Here is a 17,564-nt window from a genome sequence, read left to right as displayed (position 1 = left end):
GTCACTCGTGCAGGATCGCAATTTCGATGACATTGCTGAAAAGTTTTCGCGCAATATTTACGGCACCACAAAAGGCCAGTTGCGTCAGGCGATCCTCTGGCAGGATCTGGAACCGCTGTTGGCGCAGCTGGGGCCGGGACCGCTGAGGGTGCTGGATGCCGGCGGCGGGGAAGGGCAAACGGCCATCAAAGTCGCGCAACTGGGCCATCACGTGACGCTGTGCGATCTCTCCGCTGAGATGGTGGCTCGCGCCCGCCAGGCGGCCGCCGATAAAGGTGTGATCGACAACATGCATTTTGTACAATGCGCGGCTCAGGATATTGCGCAGCATTTGGAAAGCCCGGTCGATCTGGTACTGTTTCATGCGGTGCTGGAGTGGGTGGCGGAGCCCCAGGAAATACTGCATACCCTGTGGTCGACGCTGCGTGCTGGCGGTGGACTGTCATTGATGTTCTACAATGCTAACGGCCTGTTGATGCACAATATGGTTGCCGGTAATTTTGATTACGTTCAACTGGGCATGCCAAAAAAGAAAAAACGCACGCTGTCGCCGGATTATCCGCGTGAACCACAGCAGGTTTATCACTGGCTGGAAGAGATTGGCTGGCAGATCGTCAGCAAAACCGGCGTGCGGGTGTTTCATGATTATCTGCGTGAAAAACGCCAACAGCATGACAGCTATGCGGCGCTGCTGGCGCTGGAGACGCGCTACTGTCGTCAGGAGCCGTATCTCAGCCTGGGCCGTTATATTCATGTCACCGCGCTTAAGAGCCAGGCTCATAGCCGCAGATGCAAGGATAAAGTATGAGTGAATTTTCCCAGACAGTCCCCGAACTGGTTGCCTGGGCCAGAAAAAATGATTTTTCAATCTCGCTACCGGTCGACAGACTCTCTTTCCTGCTGGCGATCGCCACTCTGAATGGTGAACGACTGGAAGGGGAAATGAGCGAGGGTGAACTGGTGGATGCGTTCCGCCACGTCAGTGATGCGTTTGAGCAGACCAGCGAAACCATCAGCCAGCGCGCCAATAACGCGATCAACGATTTGGTGCGCCAGCGTCTGCTGAACCGCTTTACCAGCGAAATTACCGAAGGCAATGCGATCTATCGCCTGACGCCGTTGGGGATTGGGATCACCGATTATTATATCCGTCAGCGCGAATTCTCGACGCTGCGTCTCTCGATGCAGCTGTCGATCGTCGCCGGCGAGCTGAAGCGCGCGGCGGACGCCGCGGAAGAGGGCGGTGATGAATTCCACTGGCATCGCAACGTTTTTGCGCCGCTGAAGTATTCCGTAGCGGAAATTTTCGACAGCATCGACCTGACGCAGCGCATTATGGATGAGCAGCAGCAGCTGGTGAAAGACGATATCGCGCAGTTGTTGAATAAAGACTGGCGCGCGGCGATTTCCAGCTGTGAACTGCTGCTGTCGGAAACCTCCGGCACCCTGCGCGAACTGCAGGATACGCTGGATGCGGCAGGGGATAAGCTGCAGGCGAACCTGCTGCGCATTCAGGACTCGACCATGGCGCGCGACGATCTCCATTTTGTCGATCGGCTGGTGTTCGATCTGCAAAGCAAGCTCGACCGCATCGTCAGCTGGGGTCAGCAGGCGATTGACCTGTGGATCGGCTACGACCGCCATGTGCACAAGTTTATCCGTACCGCTATCGATATGGATAAGAACCGCGTCTTCGCCCAGCGTCTGCGCCAGTCGGTACAGACCTATTTTGATGAACCGTGGGCGCTAACTTACGCCAACGCCGACCGCCTGCTGGATATGCGCGATGAAGAGATGGCCCTGCGCGATGAAGAGGTCACCGGCGAGCTGCCGGCGGACCTCGAATTTGAAGAGTTTAACGAAATTCGCGAGCAGCTGGCGGCGCTGATCGAAGCGCAGCTGGTGGTCTATAAAGAGAAAGGAATACCGCTGGATCTCGGCCTGGTGGCACGGGAGTTCCTGGCGCAGTATCCGCGCGGGCGTCACTTCGACGTGGCGCGGATCGTCGTGGATCAGGCGGTACAGCTGGGCGTCGCCCAGGCAGATTTCACCGGACTGCCGGCAAAATGGCAGCCGATTAATGATTACGGAGCCAAGGTACAGGCGCATGTCATTGACAAATATTGAACAAGTGATGCCGGTTAAGCTGGCGCAGGCGTTGGCCAATCCGTTATTTCCGGCGCTGGACAGCGCCCTGCGCGCGGGCCGTCATATCGGTCTCGACGAGCTGGATAATCACGCATTTTTGATGGATTTTCAGGATTACCTGGAAGAGTTTTACGCTCGCTATAACGTCGAGCTGATCCGCGCGCCGGAGGGATTCTTCTACCTGCGCCCGCGGTCCACCACGCTGATTTCGCGCTCGGTACTGTCCGAGCTGGATATGATGGTAGGCAAAATTCTTTGCTATCTCTATCTCAGCCCGGAGCGCCTGGCGAACGAAGGGATTTTTACCCAGCAGGAGCTCTATGACGAGCTGCTGACCCTGGCCGATGAATCCAGGCTGCTGAAGCTGGTGAACAACCGTTCCACCGGTTCGGATCTGGACCGCCAGAAGCTGCAGGAAAAAATGCGGGCCTCGCTTAACCGCTTACGCCGTCTGGGGATGGTGTGGTTTATGGGCCACGATAGCAGCAAGTTTCGCATTACCGAATCGGTATTCCGCTTTGGCGCCGATGTGCGCGCCGGCGACGACCCGCGCGAAGCGCAGCGCCGTCTGATCCGCGACGGGGAAGCGATGGCCCTGGAAAATCACCTGCAGCTCAATGATGAGAATGAAGAAAACCAGCCGGATAGCGGGGAGGAAGAGTAATGATTGAACGCGGTAAGTTTCGCTCGCTAACGCTGGTTAACTGGAACGGCTTCTTTGCCCGGACCTTTGATCTTGATGAACTGGTGACCACCCTCTCCGGGGGGAACGGCGCGGGTAAGTCCACGACCATGGCGGCCTTCGTCACGGCGCTGATCCCGGATTTAACCCTGCTGCACTTCCGTAACACCACCGAAGCGGGGGCCACCAGCGGCTCACGCGATAAAGGCCTGCACGGTAAGCTGCGCGCCGGGGTGTGTTACTCGGTACTCGATGTGATCAACTCCCGCCACCAGCGCGTGGTGGTCGGCGTGCGCCTGCAGCAGGTCGCCGGGCGCGATCGTAAAGTCGATATTAAACCTTTCGCCATTCAGGGACTGCCGACCTCTATCCTGCCGACCCAGCTGTTGACCGAAACGCTGAACGATCGCCAGGCGCGCGTCGTGAGCCTCAACGAGCTGAAAGATAAACTCGAGGCGATGGAAGGGGTCCAGTTTAAACAGTTCAACTCGATCACCGAATATCACTCGCTAATGTTCGATCTGGGCGTGGTGGCGCGTCGCCTGCGTTCCGCCTCCGATCGTAGCAAGTACTACCGCCTGATTGAGGCCTCGCTGTACGGCGGGATCTCCAGCACCATTACCCGCTCGCTGCGCGACTACCTGCTGCCGGAAAACAGCGGCGTGCGTAAAGCGTTCCAGGATATGGAAGCGGCGCTGCGGGAAAACCGCATGACGCTGGAAGCCATTCGCGTTACCCAGTCCGACCGCGATCTGTTTAAACACCTGATCAGCGAAGCCACCAACTACGTGGCGGCGGACTATATGCGTCACGCCAACGAGAGGCGCATTCACCTGGATAAGGCGCTGGAGTATCGCCGCGATCTCTTCACCTCGCGTTCGCAGCTGGCGGCTGAGCAGTATAAGCACGTCGACATGGCGCGCGAACTGCAGGAGCATAACGGCGCGGAGGGCGATCTGGAAGCCGATTACCAGGCCGCCAGCGATCACCTGAACCTGGTGCAGACTGCGCTGCGTCAGCAGGAAAAAATCGAGCGCTACGAAGCGGATCTCGACGAGCTGCAGATCCGTCTGGAAGAGCAGAATGAAGTGGTGGCGGAAGCCGTCGATCGTCAGGAAGAGAACGAAGCCCGCGCTGAGGCCGCCGAGCTGGAAGTGGATGAGCTGAAAAGCCAGCTCGCCGACTATCAGCAGGCGCTCGATGTGCAGCAGACCCGCGCCATTCAGTATAACCAGGCGCTGCAGGCGCTGGAGCGCGCGAAGGCGCTGTGCCATCTGCCGGATCTGACCCCGGAGAGCGCCGACGAGTGGCTGGAAACCTTCCAGGCGAAAGAGCAGGAAGCGACGGAGAAAATGCTGTCGCTGGAACAGAAAATGAGCGTGGCGCAAACCGCGCACAGCCAGTTTGAACAGGCTTACCAGTTGGTGGCGGCGATTAACGGCCCGCTGGCGCGCAATGAAGCCTGGGACGTAGCGCGCGAATTGCTGCGCGACGGCGTGAACCAGCGCCACCAGGCCGAGCAGGCGCAGGGGCTGCGCAGCCGCCTCAACGAGCTTGAACAGCGCCTGCGCGAGCAGCAGGACGCTGAGCGTCAGCTGGCCGAGTTCTGCAAACGCCAGGGTAAACGCTACGATATCGACGATCTGGAAACGCTGCATCAGGAGCTGGAAGCGCGCATCGCGTCGCTGGCCGACAGCGTCTCCAATGCTCAGGAGCAGCGCATGGCGCTGCGTCAGGAGCTGGAGCAACTGCAGTCGCGTACCCAGACGCTGATGCGTCGGGCGCCGGTCTGGCTGGCGGCGCAGAACAGCCTTAACCAGCTGTGCGAGCAAAGCGGCGAGCAGTTTGCGTCCGGCCAGGAGGTCACCGAATACCTGCAGCAGCTGCTGGAGCGTGAACGAGAGGCTATCGTTGAACGTGACGAGGTCGGCGCCCGCAAGCGCGCCATCGACGAAGAAATCGAGCGTCTTAGCCAGCCGGGCGGTTCGGAAGATCCGCGCCTCAACGCCCTGGCGGAACGGTTCGGCGGCGTTCTGCTGTCCGAGATCTACGATGATGTTAGCCTGGACGATGCGCCGTACTTCTCCGCGCTGTACGGTCCGTCGCGCCATGCGATCGTGGTACCGGATCTGTCGCGGGTAGCCGAGCAGCTTGAGGGACTGGAAGATTGCCCGGAAGATCTCTATCTGATCGAAGGCGATCCGCAATCCTTCGATGACAGCGTATTCAGCGTCGACGAGCTGGAAAAAGCGGTGGTGGTGAAGATTGCCGATCGCCAGTGGCGTTATTCGCGCTTCCCGTCGCTGCCGCTGTTTGGCCGCGCGGCACGTGAAAACCGCATTGAAACCCTGCATGCCGAGCGTGAATCGCTGTCAGAGCGTTTTGCGACCCTGTCGTTCGATGTGCAGAAAACCCAGCGCCTGCACCAGGCCTTCAGCCGCTTTATCGGCAGCCATCTGGCGGTGGCTTTCGAGGACGATCCGGAAGAAGAGATCCGCAAACTCAACAGCCGCCGCGGCGAGCTGGAGCGTGCGCTGAGCGCCCATGAAAGCGATAACCAACAGAACCGTGTGCAGTACGAGCAGGCGAAAGAGGGCGTGTCGGCGCTCAACCGCCTGCTGCCGCGCTTGAACCTGCTGGCGGATGATACGCTGGCCGACCGCGTGGACGAGATCCAGGAACGTCTGGACGAAGCGCAGGAGGCCGCGCGCTTTATTCAGCAGCACGGTAACCAGCTGGCGAAGCTGGAGCCTATTGTTTCGGTGCTGCAGAGCGATCCGGAGCAGTTTGAGCAGCTGAAAGAAGATTACGCCTATGCGCAGCAAACCCAGCGCGATGCGCGTCAGCAGGCTTTTGCCCTGGCGGAAGTTGTGCAGCGCAGGGCCCACTTCAGCTACTCCGATTCGGCGGAAATGCTCAGCGGCAACAGCGATCTCAACGAGAAGCTGCGCCAGCGTCTGGAGCAGGCGGAGTCCGAACGCAGCCGCGCGCGCGACGCGATGCGTGCCCATGCGGCGCAGCTTAGTCAGTACAATCAGGTGCTGGCCTCGCTGAAGAGCTCGTATGACACCAAGAAAGAGCTGCTCAACGATCTGTATAAAGAGTTGCAGGACATTGGCGTGCGCGCCGACACCGGCGCGGAAGAGCGTGCTCGCGCGCGTCGCGATGAGCTGCACATGCAGCTGAGCAATAACCGCTCCCGACGCAATCAGCTGGAGAAAGCGTTGACCTTCTGCGAAGCGGAAATGGACAACTTGACCCGTAAACTGCGCAAGCTGGAGCGCGATTACTGCGAAATGCGCGAGCAGGTGGTGACCGCCAAGGCGGGCTGGTGCGCGGTGATGCGTCTGGTGAAAGACAACGGCGTCGAACGTCGTCTGCATCGCCGCGAGCTGGCCTATCTCTCCGCCGATGAGCTGCGTTCAATGTCGGATAAGGCGCTGGGGGCGCTGCGTCTGGCGGTCGCCGATAACGAACATCTGCGTGACGTGCTGCGTATCTCGGAAGATCCGAAGCGTCCGGAGCGCAAAATTCAGTTCTTCGTTGCCGTATACCAGCATCTGCGCGAGCGTATTCGTCAGGATATTATTCGCACCGATGATCCGGTGGAAGCGATCGAGCAGATGGAGATCGAGCTCAGCCGCCTGACCGAAGAGCTGACCAACCGTGAACAGAAGCTGGCGATCAGTTCCCGCAGCGTGGCCAACATTATTCGCAAAACCATTCAGCGCGAGCAGAACCGTATCCGGATGCTCAACCAGGGTCTGCAGAGCGTCTCCTTCGGCCAGGTCAACAGCGTGCGTTTGAACGTCAATGTGCGTGAGACCCACTCGATGCTGCTCGACGTGCTCTCCGAGCAGCATGAGCAGCACCAGGATCTGTTTAACAGCAATCGTCTGACCTTCTCTGAGGCGCTGGCCAAGCTCTATCAGCGTCTCAACCCACAGATCGACATGGGGCAGCGCACGCCGCAAACCATCGGTGAAGAGCTGCTCGACTACCGCAACTATCTGGAGATGGAAGTGGAAGTTAACCGCGGCTCCGACGGCTGGCTGCGCGCGGAGTCCGGCGCGCTGTCTACCGGGGAAGCTATCGGTACCGGGATGTCGATTCTGGTGATGGTGGTGCAGAGTTGGGAAGATGAATCCCGTCGCCTGCGCGGCAAGGATATCTCGCCTTGCCGTCTGCTGTTCCTCGATGAAGCGGCGCGTCTCGACGCCCGCTCCATCGCCACCCTTTTCGAGCTGTGCGAACGTCTGGAGATGCAGCTGATTATCGCAGCGCCGGAGAACATCAGTCCGGAAAAAGGCACTACCTATAAACTGGTGCGTAAGGTGTTCAATAATCACGAACATGTGCACGTCGTGGGGCTGCGCGGGTTTGCCGCGCCGCTGCCGGAAGCGCTGCCGGGAACGGCCGACGCCTCCTGACGATGCAGCTCACTACTGGCGGGTAAGCGCTGAAAAGGGCAACGTTAAGTTGCCCTTTTTGCTATCTAGCTTGCTATGCCAGGGTGGTATAATCTTTAAGCTTCTTTACATTAGGTAAGGCAAAAGCCTTTTCGTCTTTATATACTGTGTTAAAGCCCACGAATTTGTGGGCGGCAATGTGTGACAACAGGGGGCAAGGGATGTTGCTTAAGAAACGGTATGGTCGTCCATTGTCAGCGCTCAGTCTGAGCCTGGCAATGGCATTTGCTCCGCTGTTCAATGTCCAGGCCGCAGAGCCTGAAGTCGTACCAGGTGATAGCTCCGCTACGCCTGGAGAGCTTTCCGTCGCGCTGTCGCAAAGCGACGGGCAATCGCCGGCGGTCGCGAAGCTGGCCGGTGAGCAGCCGCTGTCGATGGAAGCCGCGGCGAACAGTCGCGCCCAGATCGAAGCGCTATTGCCGGCTGGCTACAAACCCGTCTTTATGAATCCGCTGGTCTCGCTATACGCCGCCAGGGATATGAAACCGATGTGGGAAAACCGCGAGGCGGTGCAGGCGTTCCAGCAGCAGCTGGCGGAGATCGCCATCGCCGGTTTTCAGCCGCAGTTTACCACCTGGGTCAGTCTGCTGACCGATCCTGCCGTCAGCGGCATGGCGCGCGATGTGGTGTTGTCTGATGCCATGATGGGCTATCTGCACTTTATCAGCGGCATCCCCACCCAGGGGACCCGCTGGTTATATAGCTCGACACCGTACAAGATGGCGACCCCGCCGCTGTCGGTGATTAACCAGTGGCAGCTGGCGCTGGATAATGGCTCCCTGCCGGCGTTTATCGCCGGCCTGGCGCCGCGTCATCCGCAGTATGAGGCCATGCATCAGTCGCTGCTGGCGCTGGTGGCTGATTCACGTCCATGGCCGCAGATGACCGGCAGCGGCTCGCTGCGTCCGGGAGAATGGAGCAATGATATCGGCGCGCTGCGCGAGATCCTCCAGCGTACCGGGATGCTGGAAAATTCCGCCAATATCGTTCTGCCCGGCGACGTGGTGAGTCCTTCGGCGAAGAAAAAGAGCAAGCCCGCGGCGCGCGGTGTGTACGATCGCCAGCTGGTGGAGGGCGTTAAGCGCTTTCAGGCCATGCAGGGGCTGGGGGCGGATGGGGTCATCGGCCAATCCACCCGTGACTGGCTCAATGTCTCATCGGCGCAGCGCGCTGGCGTGCTGGCGCTGAACATTCAGCGTCTACGTCTGCTGCCAGGCAAACTATCGACCGGTATCATGGTGAATATTCCCGCGTTTTCGCTGGTCTATTACCAGGACGGCAGTCAGGTGCTGGCCTCGCGGGTGATCGTCGGACGTCCGGACCGCAAGACGCCGATGATGAGCAGCGCGCTGAACAACGTAGTGGTCAATCCGCCGTGGAACGTACCACCCACCCTGGCGCGCAAAGATATTCTGCCGAAGGTGCGTAATAATCCTGGCTATCTGGAGCAGCATGGCTACACCGTGATGCGCGGCTGGAACAGTAAAGAGACCATCGATCCTTACCGGATTGACTGGTCAACCATCACCGAGAACAATTTACCGTTCCGTTTTCAGCAGGCGCCTGGGGCACGTAATTCACTGGGGCGTTACAAGTTTAATATGCCGAGTTCGGATGCTATCTATCTGCACGATACGCCGAATCATAATCTGTTTCAGAAGGATGTCCGTGCGCTCAGTTCCGGCTGCGTCAGGGTCAATAAAGCCTCGGAGCTGGCCAATATGCTGCTGCAGGACGCGGGCTGGAATGACACGCGCATTTCCGACGCCCTGAAGCAGGGGGATACGCGCTATGTCAATATTCGGCAAAATATACCGGTGAATTTATATTACTTAACGGCGTTTGTGGACGCTGATGGACGTACACAATATCGAACAGATATTTACAATTACGATATCACCGCGCGATCCAGCGCACAAATTCTGACGAAAGCGGAACAATTAATCAGGTAAATGAAGTAGTTCAATGGATTTTGTTGTCCTAGCACTGGGTAAAAAAGGGCGCTGCACCTCTGCAGCGCCCGATTTTCCTGGGGTGAGGCTGCCTTGACGTTGGCAATAATGCCCGGTAAGGTGCCTTTCGTGCGCCAGAAGTGCATATACATATCATTCCGCTCAATGCGTAGCGCGGTTAGCGCGAACGCTCTCCTTTGCCGGGCAACATCTCGGTCGTGGCGAGCGATAGCGAGCTGATCCTGGCATCGCGCAAAGCGGAAAAAGTATATAACGATTCATTGACTGTAGACCTGATTATCATGGACAAATTTGACGCTAATCGCCGCAGATTGCTGGCGTTGGGTGGCGCTGCGCTGGGTGCTGCCGCCATTCTCCCTGCGCCGGCATTTGCCACCCTCTCGACCCCCCGTCCGCGTATTTTGACGCTGAATAACCTGCATACCGGTGAATCGCTCAGGGCGGAGTTTTTCGATGGCAGAGGCTATATTCAGGATGAATTAGCAAGACTTAACCATTTTTTCCGTGACTATCGCGCGAATAAAATTAAGTCCATCGATCCAAATCTGTTCGATCATCTTTATCGGTTGCAGGGACTACTTGGCACCAACAAACCTGTCCAGCTTATCTCTGGCTATCGTTCCCTTGATACCAACGATGAGCTTCGCGCACGAAGCCGTGGTGTAGCGAAACACAGCTATCACACCAAGGGGCAGGCGATGGATTTCCATATTGAAGGTATTTCGTTAAGCAATATTCGCAAAGCGGCGTTATCTATGCGCGCAGGTGGTGTAGGATATTACCCACGTAGTAACTTTGTGCATATTGATACCGGTCCCGTAAGGCACTGGTAACGAAAGGAGCGTCATGAACTATCGTATTATTCCGGTTACCGCGTTCGCGCAGAACTGTTCTCTTATCTGGTGCGGGCAAACCCGGCTGGCGGCGCTGGTCGATCCTGGCGGCGATGCTGAACGTATCAAAGCGGTGGTGGCGGAGGCTGGCGTCACGCTGATGCAGATCCTGCTGACGCATGGCCACCTCGATCACGTTGGCGCCGCGGCTGAACTGGCGCAGCATTATGGCGTACCGGTTATTGGTCCGGAAAAAGAGGATGAGTTCTGGCTGGAAGGATTACCGGCGCAAAGCCGGATGTTCGGCCTGGAGGATTGCCAACCGCTGCGTCCGGATCGCTGGCTCAATGAAGGCGATGTGGTCAATGTGGGGAATGTGGCGCTGCAGGTGCTGCACTGCCCGGGCCATACGCCGGGCCATGTGGTCTTTTTTGATGACGCCTCCCGACTGCTGATCTCCGGAGACGTGATTTTCAAAGGCGGGGTGGGACGCAGCGATTTTCCGCGCGGCGACCATGGGCAGCTGATTGCGGCTATCAAGGAAAAGCTGTTGCCGCTGGGCGATGATGTGACCTTTATTCCCGGCCATGGTCCGCTGTCGACGCTGGGTGAGGAACGCCGTAATAATCCGTTTCTGCAGGATGAGATGCCGGTCTGGTAACAGACATGACGCGAACACATAAAAAAGGCCGCATTCGCGGCCTTTTTCTTTATACCGAATACTATCGCTTACAGTACGGCGACGATGGCTTCGCACAGCGGCGCCATATTGTCAGGCGTCATCCCGGCCACGTTGATACGTCCGGAAGCTACCGCATAGATGGCGAACTCTTCACGCAGGCGCAGCACCTGCTCTTTAGTCAGGCCGCTGAATGAGAACATGCCGTTCTGCTGGCTGATAAAGCTGAAGTCGCGGCTCGCGCCTTTCTCCTGCAGGGTATTGACGAACAGCAGACGCATACGCTGGATGCGCTGGCGCATATCGGTCAGTTCCTGCTCCCAGATTGCCCGCAGCGCATCGTTGCTCAGAATGGTGGCGACCACGGAGGCGCCGTGCGCAGGCGGGTTGGAGTAGTTGGCGCGGATCACCGACTTCATCTGACTGAAAGCGCGGTCTACAGTCTCCTGATCCGCGGCGACCAGAGTGCAGGCGCCGACGCGCTCGTTGTACAGGCCAAAGTTTTTCGAGTAGGAGCTGGCGACCAGCAGCTCTTTATGTAGAGCAGCAAAAGCGCGTAGCCCTTCAGCATCTTCTTCCAGACCGCGGGCGAAGCCCTGGTAGGCGAAATCGAACAGCGGTAGCCAGCCTTTTTCCACCGACAGCTGCGCCAGCTGCTGCCACTGATCGAGCGTCGGATCGATACCGGTCGGGTTGTGGCAGCAGCCGTGGAACAGTACCACGTCGCCCGCCTGGGCTTCGTTCAGGCTGGCCAGCAGACCATCAAAGTCCAGCGCGTGGTTAGCCGCGTCGTAGTAAGCGTATTCGCGCACTTCCAGCCCGGCAGAGGTGAATACGCTTTTATGGTTCGGCCAGCTCGGATTACTTACCCACACACGTTTCACGTCGGTGTTTTTGGCGAGGAAGTCTGCGGCGACACGCAGCGCACCGGTACCGCCCGGTGTCTGCGCGGTGCGGGCGCGTTTATCAGCGATAATCGCATTGCCTTTACCGAACAGCAGCTCCTGGGTGCAGCGACCAAATTCAGGAATACCATCGATGCCCAGATAGTTTTTAGTCGTTTCATTTTCCAGCAGATACTGCTCTGCTTTTTTGACGCTGGTCAGAACGGGCGTTTTACCGGTTTCATCCTTGTAAACACCAATTCCGAGGTTAATTTTTTCAGGGCGGTCATCGGCACGAAACAGATCGGCCAGACCTAAAATCGGGTCGGCTGGGGCGGCGGTAATGTTCTCAAACATGACGAGGTTCCATTGTGATTACTGAAGGGAAATCCGCTATCAGGTTAACGGGAGAATAACGAATTGCCAACCGTTTGCGACAAAAAGCGCGAAGGTTTTCGAAAGAGACGATCTTTGTCTCACGAATACAGAAAAGCAGGACCGAAGTCCTGCTTTGAAGGCATATCACGAAGGGGTGTACTGCAGATTAGAACTGGTAAACGATACCCACGGCCGCCTGGTCGTCAGTGGCGACACCAGCCGCTTTGGTGTAATCGTTGTCGTCCAGCTGGTTGAATTTATACGCAGCGTAGACGTTCATGTTCTTGTTAAAGTAGTACCAGGTACCCACTTCGATGTATTTAACCAGATCCGCATCGCCGCCGGAGAAGCCAGCACGCGACTGCAGGTCCTTGCCTTTGGTCTGTACGTAGCCGATGGACGGACGCAGGCCGAAGTCAAACTGATACTGTACAACTGCTTCAAAGTTCTGAGTTTTACCAGCGAAGTGGTTATCTTCTTCCGGAGTCATGTTGTAAGTCTGGGAGTACATGACGGCCGCATAGATGTTGTTAGCGTCATATTTTGCAGAGGTCGCCCAGGCTTCGGCTTTGTCGCCATTGCCGTCAGCTTTCTGATCCACGCTACGGTTAGAGCTGGAGTAGCCTGCAGACAGTGCGATACCGTTGTCGAACGCGTAGGTGGCTGCGGTGCTGAAGCCGTCGCCATTCTGCTTGCGAATCGCACGGTCGTGGTCGTTTTTACCCTGGTACTGCAGCGCGAAGCTCAGACCGTCAACCAGACCGAAGAAGTCGGAGTTACGGTAGGTTGCGACGCCGTTGGTACGACCGGTCATGTAGTTGTCGGTGTAGTTCCAGCCGTCACCGCCCCATTCAACCAGCATATCGGTTGCCGCTTCGACGTCGTAGATCGCGCCGTAGTTACGGCCATAGTCGAATGAACCGTATTCGCCCGCTTTCAGGCCTGCGAACGCCAGACGGGTTTTTGTGGTCTGGGAACCTTCAACATTGGACGCGTCCATGTTGTATTCCCACTGGCCGTAGCCGATCAGCTGATCGTTGATCTGAGTTTCGCCTTTCAGGCCGATACGGGCATAGGTGGTATCGTCGCTGCTGGTGTCGCCATTGGTGGTCCAGACGTGCTCGCCGACCATTTTTCCATAGAAGTCCAGTTTGTTGCCGTTTTTGTTATAGATTTCTGCAGCGTTGGCTGCACCGGCTACCAGCAGGGCAGGGATCACCACTGCCAGAATATTGCGCTTCATCATTATTTATTACCCTCATTAATATTTTTTATATGAACACGTGCCACTGCCGTCAATAAGTTCTGTCAATAAAAACTTACAGAACCATTGATGAGAGTTTGGTGTCTGAAGGCATCTTTCCATCCGCGACAACGTTTCGCTAGCCGGAAAATGCTACGAATATCTCATATGAGTAACAAAACGAAAAATCATGTAACTAAATGTGTATTTAACGGAACTTTGTGAGCTTAATCAAAATTCCGTTCCACCGGATAAGGGCAAACGCCATTACTTATCTATCTATATGAATTATTTATGATTAATTTGGCTAAGCGGCAATTCGTTCATTTTGTGTATTGAATTCGTATTCTTTTTATTCAGTCTCTGTCTTTGCAAGATGTGCGGGTAAAGGTCAAAAAATGAGCAAATTTATCAGCGGTTTTGCTCAGTTATGAACATAAAGTGCGATCTGCATCACCAGGATGCACCGAAACAGTGCGTAACATAATTGTGATTTCCGGATCTTGATGTTTAAGGTTGTTGAATTTTACTAACAGTAATTGACATAAAAAAAGGCCAGCTTGCGCTGGCCTTTCAGATTGATGTCAGAAAAATTTAGAATGTCGCGTTGCGCGGCGTCCGCGGGAACGGAATAACATCGCGGACGTTCTGCACGCCGGTCACGTAAGCGATGAGGCGTTCGAAGCCCAGACCGAAGCCGGAATGCGGCACGGTGCCGTAGCGACGCAGGTCGCGATACCACCAGTAGTCTTCTTTGTTAAGACCCATCTCTGCCATACGCGCGTCAAGCACGTCGAGACGCTCTTCACGCTGGGAACCGCCGATAATCTCGCCGATGCCCGGCGCCAGAACGTCCATTGCCGCGACGGTTTTACCGTCTTCGTTAAGGCGCATATAGAACGCTTTAATGTCTTTCGGGTAGTTTTTCACCACCACCGGCGCTTTGAAGTGCTCTTCGGCCAGGTAACGTTCGTGCTCAGAGGAGAGATCCACGCCCCAGTACACCGGGTTCTCGAACTGTTTGCCGCAGTTTTCCAGAATGGTGACGGCGTCGGTGTAATCCACCTGGGCAAAATCAGCGGTGATAAAGCGCTGCAGACGGTTGATAGCGTCTTTATCCACGCGCTCGGCGAAGAACTGCATGTCGTCCGCACGCTCTTCCAGTACCGCTTTGAAGACGTACTTGAGCATCGCTTCCGCCAGGCCGGCAACGTCGTTCAGGTTGGCGAAGGCCACTTCCGGCTCCAACATCCAGAATTCCGCCAGGTGGCGGCTGGTGTTGGAGTTCTCGGCGCGGAAGGTCGGGCCGAAGGTATAAATCTTCGACAGCGCACAGGCGTAGGTCTCGCCGTTCAGCTGGCCGGAAACGGTCAGGAACGACTCTTTACCGAAGAAGTCTTTGTCGAAATCGACTTTGCCCTGATCGTTACGCGGCAGGTTTTCCAGATCCAGCGTCGACACGCGGAACATTTCGCCGGCGCCTTCGGTATCGGAGGCGGTGATCAGCGGGGTGGAAACCCAGAAGAAGCCCTGTTCGTTGAAGAAGCGGTGCAGCGCCTGCGCCAGGGTGTGACGCACGCGGGCTACCGCGCCAATCAGGTTGGTGCGCGGACGCAGGTGCGCTACTTCACGCAGATACTCGATGCTGTGGCGCTTGGCCGCCATCGGGTAGGTGTCCGGGTCTTCCACCCAGCCGGTCACTTCCACGCTGGTCGCCTGGATCTCAAAGCTTTGACCTTGACCCTGAGAAGCTACGACTTTACCGGTGACAATCACCGAGCAGCCGGTGGTCAGACGCAGCACTTCCTGATTGTAATTGGGCAGAGAATTATTAATAACGGCCTGTACAGGATCAAAGCAGGAACCGTCATAGACGGCGAGGAAAGAAAAGCCAGCTTTAGAATCTCGGCGGGTACGCACCCATCCGCGGACCGTGACTTCGCTGTCAACGGCAACGCGGCCCTGGAGTACGTCGGCTACAGGCACAACGCTCATAATAATCTCTCTATGTAGTCCAATAAAAAAGTCTCTTCCCCCAACAGCGGGGGGATATCTATGTTACCTGTCATCTTCCATCAGACAAGTAGATTTCGCACAGGGAAGGGTGGATTTCGGAAATAAATACACCTCCGGGGCGTTCTTTGGCTCACCATTTCGACTTTTACACGACTTACTCGATAATGACCGTCATTTCCTGCTTCGCATTTTGCATCGACACGATGGTCCGGAAAGACTTGATATTTCCCGAGGCAAAAAAGAGTTCACGGGTTAGCGCTTCGTATTCCGCCATATCACGGACGTTGATCACGAGCAGGAAATCGAAGTCGCCAGTGACATAGTAGACCTGCTGCACTTGCGGACAGGTTACGAAACGCTGTTTATCCTCCTCAAGCAGATCGAGACGTTCATTCTCAATGGTCACCTGCACCATAATGGTGATTGGTCTTCCCACTTTACTGGCGTCCACTAAGCTAACACTGCCTTTAATCACCCCTGCATCCTCCAGTGCAGCGATACGCCGATTGACTGCCGAAGGAGACAGGCTGATCCGATCGGCGATCTCCCGTTGCGACAAGCGATTATTACGCTGCAAGAGCGTAAGAATTTTTTTATCCCATGCGTCAAGTTTCATCATATATCTCGTCCTGAAAGCCTGTGATCAACCTCACTAATGCAACGTTGTTGCGTGTGAATGATAAAACAGAGTGAAAATTGCGGCGCGATGGGCAACTTTGCGCCAATTAACCGCCGGGCGCAGTGTACCATCACAGGCAGTGGGAAAGCGGTATATCGCGACAAAAAGCCTCTCACATTCTGACTTAACCAATTTAAAGCGACCGTCCTGTCCCAGGCCGCACGGATCCGTGCACCCGTCGTTTAGGCGGAATGGTCGCAAATAACGTTATCGTCGCAGGACGATATGAAAATAGAGGTGCCTGAATAGTGGACACAATTAAATATCAACTTAACGCCCGGCGGCAGCCCTATGGCCAGGGAGCAGACTTGAGTCTGCTGAATGAAAGCGTGGGGAACGAAGTGCTGGCATTCCATCAAAAATTTCCTGATTACCGGGTCACGCCGCTGCGTAAGCTGGAATTTTTAAGCCAGCGGCTGGGGCTGGGATCGATCCATATAAAAGATGAAGCGCAGCGATTCGGTTTGAATGCGTTTAAAGGATTAGGCGGATCTTATGCGATGGGGAAATATCTCGCCGCTCTGCTTGAGCGAGATATTAATACGTTGAGCTTTGCCGAGCTTAATTCACCAGTGATTAAGGCGCGTATCAAGGACATCGTATTTGTGACTGCTACCGACGGTAACCACGGACGTGGCGTGGCGTGGGCGGCTGAGCAGCTTGGGCTGCGTGCGGTGGTGTATATGCCAAAGGGCTCGTCGCCGGTACGCGCGCAGAATATTCGCCGGCATGGCGCCGAATGCACGATTACTGAACTGAACTACGACGACACAGTTCGGCTGGCGGCCAAAACCGCGCGCGAGCAGGGATGGGTTCTACTCCAGGATACCGCCTGGCAGGGCTACGAGCAGATCCCCACATGGATCATGCAAGGCTATATGACCCTCGCTGTTGAAATCTGGCAGCAGCTGGCAGAAAGCGGAGCGCCGATGCCGACGCATCTGTTTTTACAAGCCGGGGTCGGGTCGTTTGCCGGTAGCATCATGGGATATTTCATCGAAAAGATGCAGCAGCAGGCTCCCACCATCATCATCGTTGAGCCGCACAAGGCGAACTGCCTGTATCGCTCGGCAACCATTAATGACGGACTGCCGCACAGCGTCGGCGGGGATATGTCAACTCTGATGGCCGGGCTTGCCTGTGGTGAACCTAACATCACCAGCTGGCCAATGCTCCGCGACCATGCCACCTGTTTTATTTCCACCGACGATTGTCTGGCGGCCAACGGCATGCGCCTGTTGGCCGCTCCGCGACCAGGTACTGACGAACCTTTTGTCTCCGGGGAATCCGGCGCTATTGGCACAGGAGTGCTTTATGCGCTGATGACTCAACCGGCGTATCGCGAGCTTGCCGAATCGCTGCGCCTGAATGCCGATGCACAGGTTCTGTTAATCAGCACGGAAGGAGATACATCACCCGATGTCTATGAAGACATCGTCTGGTTTGGCCGTAATGGTTGAGCGCTATCGACAATAACAAGGGGGCCATCTTACCTACCCTACAAGCCCTCGGTATGACAAGCGTTCTGACTCATAACGAAAACATACGCGCTTTCGCGTCATGCATAGAGAGAACCTGAC

General features: G+C 56.3%; 12 protein-coding genes. 8 read left to right on the top strand and 4 right to left on the bottom strand.

What is annotated here, in order from left to right; translation table 11 throughout:
• Positions 1–7 precede the first annotated feature (7 nt).
• The 7 genes from cmoM (at position 8) to HMPREF3140_RS24510 (ending at position 10,766) form a co-directional block, all read left to right on the top strand.
• Positions 8–808 (top strand): tRNA uridine 5-oxyacetic acid(34) methyltransferase CmoM, encoded by an 801-nt coding sequence (gene cmoM, locus HMPREF3140_RS24540; RefSeq protein ID WP_002898187.1) that lies wholly within the window; start codon positions 8–10, stop codon positions 806–808.
• Positions 805–2,127: a chromosome partition protein MukF gene (gene mukF, locus HMPREF3140_RS24535; RefSeq protein WP_023286200.1), complete on the top strand. Its 1,323-nt coding sequence runs from the start codon at positions 805–807 to the stop codon at positions 2,125–2,127. Before cmoM ends, mukF begins: the two co-directional genes overlap by 4 nt.
• Positions 2,108–2,812, top strand: coding sequence for a chromosome partition protein MukE (gene mukE, locus HMPREF3140_RS24530; RefSeq protein ID WP_004150840.1), 705 nt, complete (start codon positions 2,108–2,110; stop codon positions 2,810–2,812). Before mukF ends, mukE begins: the two co-directional genes overlap by 20 nt.
• Positions 2,812–7,260 carry a chromosome partition protein MukB gene (gene mukB, locus HMPREF3140_RS24525; RefSeq protein ID WP_023302118.1) on the top strand — a complete coding sequence of 1,483 codons (4,449 nt, stop codon included), beginning with the start codon at positions 2,812–2,814 and terminating at the stop codon, positions 7,258–7,260. Before mukE ends, mukB begins: the two co-directional genes overlap by 1 nt.
• A gap of 200 nt (positions 7,261–7,460) precedes the next feature.
• Positions 7,461–9,251, top strand: coding sequence for a L,D-transpeptidase (gene ldtD / locus HMPREF3140_RS24520; protein ID WP_032411201.1), 1,791 nt, complete (start codon positions 7,461–7,463; stop codon positions 9,249–9,251).
• A gap of 302 nt (positions 9,252–9,553) precedes the next feature.
• Entirely contained in the window at positions 9,554–10,105 is a 552-nt protein-coding gene (locus HMPREF3140_RS24515; protein ID WP_002898198.1) for a YcbK family protein, read from the top strand.
• 13 nt (positions 10,106–10,118) lie between these two features.
• The gene (locus tag HMPREF3140_RS24510) at positions 10,119–10,766 is read left to right on the top strand and encodes an MBL fold metallo-hydrolase (protein WP_002898200.1); all 648 of its coding nucleotides are present in this window, start codon (positions 10,119–10,121) and stop codon (positions 10,764–10,766) included.
• Between the two features lie 68 nt (positions 10,767–10,834).
• On the opposite strand, the gene HMPREF3140_RS24505 is transcribed toward HMPREF3140_RS24510, so the two are convergent.
• From HMPREF3140_RS24505 to HMPREF3140_RS24490, 4 genes are all read right to left on the bottom strand, one after another.
• Positions 10,835–12,025, bottom strand: a complete 1,191-nt coding sequence (locus HMPREF3140_RS24505) for an amino acid aminotransferase (protein WP_002898202.1) — start codon at positions 12,023–12,025, stop codon at positions 10,835–10,837.
• Positions 12,026–12,212: 187 nt separating this feature from the next.
• Positions 12,213–13,292 (bottom strand): porin OmpK35, encoded by a 1,080-nt coding sequence (gene ompK35, locus HMPREF3140_RS24500; RefSeq protein WP_004141771.1) that lies wholly within the window; start codon positions 13,290–13,292, stop codon positions 12,213–12,215.
• 591 nt (positions 13,293–13,883) lie between these two features.
• Positions 13,884–15,284, bottom strand: coding sequence for an asparagine--tRNA ligase (gene asnS / locus HMPREF3140_RS24495; protein ID WP_004183558.1), 1,401 nt, complete (start codon positions 15,282–15,284; stop codon positions 13,884–13,886).
• 175 nt (positions 15,285–15,459) lie between these two features.
• On the bottom strand, positions 15,460–15,921 hold the full coding sequence (locus HMPREF3140_RS24490) for an Lrp/AsnC family transcriptional regulator (RefSeq protein WP_002898209.1): 462 nt from the start codon (positions 15,919–15,921) through the stop codon (positions 15,460–15,462).
• A 311-nt stretch (positions 15,922–16,232) separates the two neighbouring features.
• Between HMPREF3140_RS24490 and dpaL the strand changes: the two genes are divergently transcribed.
• Entirely contained in the window at positions 16,233–17,444 is a 1,212-nt protein-coding gene (dpaL, locus tag HMPREF3140_RS24485) for a diaminopropionate ammonia-lyase (protein ID WP_071993187.1), read from the top strand.
• Positions 17,445–17,564: the final 120 nt, after the last annotated feature.

The organism is Klebsiella sp. HMSC16A12 (assembly GCF_001808265.1).
Taxonomy (GTDB): Bacteria; Pseudomonadota; Gammaproteobacteria; order Enterobacterales; family Enterobacteriaceae; genus Klebsiella; species Klebsiella pneumoniae.
This window is presented reverse-complemented; position numbering and strand designations above follow the sequence as displayed.